The organism is Marivita sp. (assembly GCF_051251565.1).
In the GTDB taxonomy this organism is placed as follows: Bacteria; Pseudomonadota; Alphaproteobacteria; order Rhodobacterales; family Rhodobacteraceae; genus Marivita.
In genome coordinates this window covers 1-2,086 of record NZ_JBPOFB010000078.1, presented here as the reverse complement: position 1 = coordinate 2,086, position 2,086 = coordinate 1, and the positions used below count along the sequence as shown (strand labels likewise).

General features: G+C 61.5%; 2 protein-coding genes. Both read left to right on the top strand.

What is annotated here, in order from left to right; genetic code table 11:
- On the top strand, positions 1–1,001 hold a 1,001-nt coding region (locus ACSHXH_RS19535; RefSeq protein ID WP_435673471.1), incomplete at its 5' end, for a M23 family metallopeptidase.
- Positions 1,002–1,034: 33 nt separating this feature from the next.
- The gene (hemB, locus tag ACSHXH_RS19530) at positions 1,035–2,030 is read left to right on the top strand and encodes a porphobilinogen synthase (RefSeq protein WP_435673470.1); all 996 of its coding nucleotides are present in this window, start codon (positions 1,035–1,037) and stop codon (positions 2,028–2,030) included.
- Positions 2,031–2,086: the final 56 nt, after the last annotated feature.

Genomic DNA, 2,086 nt, shown 5'->3' with positions numbered 1-2,086 from the left:
CGCCCCGGCCGCTTGATGCGCTGAAATTCCGCGCGCGGTTTGATCTTGAACTTGAGATCGGACGTCAGGGCGCAGATCAAGACACGGGTATCGGCGGTGAATTGTCGCTCGCGCGCAATGTCATCCGCGTTGACGACACCCCTTTGCGGGTTCGCGGCAAGGTTGGCTCCAGCTTGTATCGCTCAATGCGCGCAGCGGGCGTCCCGGCGAGCGCGGTGCAGGACTATCTGCGCACAGTCGATGACCAAATCGACATGGACCGCGAAGTCCGCTCATCTGACGATTTCGACATCATCATCGCCTATCGCCGCGCCGCCACGGGTGAACGCCAAGCAGGGCAGTTGCTTTATGCTGGGATAGACCGGGACGGAGAGCCGCGCACGCAGTTGATGCGCTGGGGATCGAACGACCGGTTTTACGAAGCATCAGGCGTCGGCGAACAGCGCCGAGGGCTTGTCGCGCCAGTGCCGGGGCCAGTATCCTCGCGCTATGGGATGCGGCGTCACCCGATCCTTGGTTATCGCCGGATGCACTCAGGCCTCGATTTCCGCGCGCGGCATGGCACGCCGATTGTTGCTGTTACGGATGGCACAGTGAAATCCGCTGGGCGCGCGGGCGGCTGCGGCAATGCGGTGCGGCTGGACCATGGCGGCGGATTGGAAACGCGCTATTGCCATATGAGCCGCATGTCTGTGCGGCGCGGGCAGCAGGTACGGCGGGGCCAAGTGATCGGATATGTCGGGTCAACCGGCCTGTCGACCGGCCCGCACCTCCACTACGAAATGTATCGCGGCGGCCGCTCAATCAATCCAGCGAGCGTCGATTTTGTCACCCGCGCGGTGCTTTCGGGCACAGAATTGCTCGATTTCCGCCGTCAGCTAATCCAGCTGCGCGAAATTGAGCCCGGCTCGGCGCTGGAAGATCTTGAGCCGCTCGCCAGCGAGGTCGAGGAACCGCAGCGCGAGATTGAAAAGATTGCGCCGACTGCCCGCACGAATTGATAACCGGCCAAAATTCCGGCAACACTCCGCGCCATGACTGGCCGATACCCAAATACCCGCCTTCGCCGCACCCGCGCCACAGGGTGGAGCCGCACGCTTCACCGCGAAACCTTACTGACCCCGGCAGATTTGATCTGGCCTCTGTTCGTGACCGAGGGGAGCGGAGTGGAGGAGCCGATTGCGACGCTTCCCGGCGTTTCGCGCTGGTCTGTTGACCGAATTGCTGAGCGCGCAAAAGAAGCGGTCGCGCTTGGCATTCCGGTCGTCGCGCTGTTCCCCAACACTCAGCCAGCTCGGCGATCTGATGACGGGGCAGAGGCGCACAATCCCGACAATCTGATGTGCCGCGCGATTCGTGCGATCAAGGATGCATGCGGCGACGATATCGGCGTGCTGACCGATGTGGCTCTCGATCCCTATACGAGCCATGGGCAAGACGGGCTGATCGACGCGTCGGGCTACGTCACCAATGATGACACGGTCGCAGTGCTGGTCGATCAAGCGATCAATCAGGCAGAGGCAGGCGCGGATATAATCGCACCGTCCGATATGATGGACGGCCGCATCCACGCGATCCGCATGGCGCTGGAAATGGGCGGGCACCACAATGTCCAAATCATGAGCTATGCCGCCAAATATGCCAGCGCCTTCTACGGCCCGTTCCGCGATGCGGTGGGATCAGGCGGCCTGCTAAAGGGCGACAAGAAAAGCTACCAAATGGACCCGGCGAACACCGATGAGGCTCTGCGCGAGGTTGAGCTCGACATTGCCGAAGGTGCGGACAGCGTGATGGTGAAGCCCGGCCTTGCCTATCTCGACATCATTTACCGGGTGAAGGAGCGTTTCGGCGTCCCAGTCTTTGCCTATCAAGTCAGCGGCGAATACGCGATGATCGAAGCTGCACAGGCCGCCGGTATCGGAGATCGCGACGATTTAATGATGGAGAAACTGCTGGCCTTTAAACGCGCCGGATGCAGCGGGATTTTGACCTATCACGCCCCGGTTGCAGCGCGGCTTCTTGGTGGCTGATTTCTACCACGAAACGGATCGCCTAATCCTGCGCGACTGGCGTGAGGAGGATTGGG